General features: G+C 49.3%; 2 protein-coding genes. One reads left to right on the top strand and one right to left on the bottom strand.

Annotated elements, in window-relative coordinates; translation table 11 throughout:
- The coding region (locus AC1WIP_RS14420; RefSeq protein WP_481142481.1) for a methyl-accepting chemotaxis protein at nucleotides 1–1,522 on the top strand (1,522 nt) is incomplete at its 5' end.
- A 54-nt stretch (nucleotides 1,523–1,576) separates the two neighbouring features.
- Here the strand turns inward: AC1WIP_RS14420 and AC1WIP_RS14415 are convergent.
- Nucleotides 1,577–2,520 (bottom strand): DDE-type integrase/transposase/recombinase (locus tag AC1WIP_RS14415; RefSeq protein WP_481142480.1); only part of this gene is annotated, 944 nt, incomplete at its 5' end.

Below are 2,520 nucleotides of genomic sequence, written 5' to 3'. Positions count from 1 at the left end.
TGATATAATACCTCTGAAAATTGAATATGGGATTTTACAGGAGGTGGCAGAATTGAAATGTTCTGAAAAGGCTTATGCAAATAAGGCAGCGATTATGGGGCATACCGTGATTGATGCCATTTTGCTGGCCGCTTATGTGATCGAATGGGTAAAAGGGGCCAGATCAGGGGGATATTTGTTAATTGTTGCCAGTTTTATGATTCTGCCGTTGATAGCGGAGTGGATTCTTTATGCCAGGGACAGGGAGTCAAAAGTGGTGCGCCACATTATGGGCACTACCTACAGCTTGTTTTACATATTTGCCATATTTACCACAAGCAGTCCGGTGACCTTTGTATATGCCCTTCCTATGTATATGGTGATCACGCTGTATATGGATACAGCATATTGTGCGGCCATAGCTTCGGGAGGCTTTCTGGCCAATGTTGCCTGCGTGATTTATCAGGCGGTGACTGCAGGCTATGGGGCGGATGAAATTAAAAATATGGAAATCCAGCTGGCCTGTATGGCGCTTACCGGAATCTATATGGTGGCAGCTACAGCGGGAATCCGGAAATCCAATAGGGCTGGCGTACAGGAAGTCCAAATGCAGCAGGAAAAAACGGATCAGCTGCTTCAGAATGTACTGCAGGTATCCGATCATATGAGCGGAGGCGTTGCTGCCGCCGCAGAAAAGATGGTTCTGGTAAAGGAATCGGTGGAGCGTATCAGAAGCTCTATGCAGGAGGTGTCTGCAGGAAGCAATGAATCCGCACAATCCATACAGAATCAGATGCAGAAAACGGAGCAGATACAGAATTATATTGAAAAGGTGCAGGATACGGCGGATTTTATCCGGCAGAATGTTTCGGATACTGCCAAGAAGGTGGAGGCGGGAAAGGACCAGATGGACAGTCTGGCCCAGCAGGTGGAAAAATCCATGAATGCCAACAGGCAGGTGCAGGATAAGATGCAGGAGCTGAGAAGCTATACAGAGCGGATGAACACGATTATCGAGACCATCACAAGCATTGCGGGCAGCACCGGCATGCTCGCCTTAAACGCCAGCATTGAGGCGGCCAGAGCAGGGGAAGCAGGCCGCGGCTTTGCGGTAGTTGCAGGACAGATATCAGGGCTTGCCAATCAAACCAAAACAGCAACGGTAGATATTACGGAATTGATTGAAAATATCCACAAGGAGCTGGAAGACGTGTTTGGGGCTGTGAATGTGGTGATGGAGAGCAACCAGGCAAATGCGGACAGCGCCCGGGTGGTACAGGAGAATTTCGGAAATATCGCTCAGGGCACCCAGGACATTGCACAACAGACAGGAGAGCTGACAGGCGTAGTAAAGGAGCTTGGAGCGGCAAATGAACAGATTGTGGAGAGCATTCAGACTTTGTCGGCTATCACCGAGGAGGTATCCGCTCACGCCAATGAAACCTATGAGGCATGTGAGGAGAATGGAAAGCTGGTGGAAAAGGCAGTGGATATCGTGCAGGAATTAAGCCAGGACGCGGAGCGGCTAAGGAGCAGCAGATAAATTGTAACAGAAAGTTTGAAAAAGTGTAAAAATTGTAGGTTTGTCAAACATTTGTTACAGTGAATTTAAATACTCGCGAAGTACCTCGTCAGGTGTTTTCCATCCCAGTGGCCGCATGGGGAAATCGTTATAGTCCTTACGGTTATAAGCCTTGAGCTGCCTGGCGAAGTCCTCAAAAGAATAAAACAGGTGGGTCGCGTAGAAGCGCTCATTGTCCTTCCTGTGGCTGCGTTCCACCTTCCCATTGTGTCGGGGAGTATAGGGACGGATCAGCTTGTGGCGGATGCCGTGCTCCTCCAGACGTTTCTCAAAAAGAGTGGGTTTGTCACGATGGGTGGTGAACCGGTTCGTGAACTCGGTTCCGTTGTCTGTCTGGATGCACTCGATTTTTCCGGGAAATGCCTTTACCAGATGAACCACAAACTGGGCGGAAGAGTAGGTGCTGTGTTCTTCAAAAGCCTCTACAAAACGCCATCTGGAATACTCATCAATGGCAGTGTACTGGAAAAACTGCTTTCCGATGACATGGCTGTTTTTGAGGCAGGCAGAAGGAACGAATTTGACATCCACCTGGAACCGCTGGCCGGGATAGTCCATCTTTTCGTAGGGTTTGGGGATATACTTTGGATTGGGCGGATGGACGGCCATGATGCCCAGTTTGCGGAGGAAGCGGTAAAGCCCGCAGATAGAGCGGGAATAACCACGCTGCCTGAGTTTGACCCAAAAAACAACGAGACCGTCATGGGGATTGCGGCGCCGCATATCCCGGATGAGTTTGATCTCTTGAGGGGTATGCTGGTTGGGATGATGGTGAGGTCTTCTGGAGCGATCACGCAGAGAGTCCCAAGAGCCATCATACCGGCGTTTCCAGCGGTAAATATACTGCCTGTTGGTCTTATATTTCACAGCAGCTTTGGAGACGCCATATTTGTCAGCGTAGCGGATCAGGGATAGACGGTATCTCATATCTTGTGTTATACTAGCCATGCGGAAATACA

Source organism: Acetatifactor sp. (genome assembly GCF_982438285.1).
Note: the sequence above shows the minus strand (reverse complement) of the source record. Positions and strands in the feature narration are given on the sequence as shown.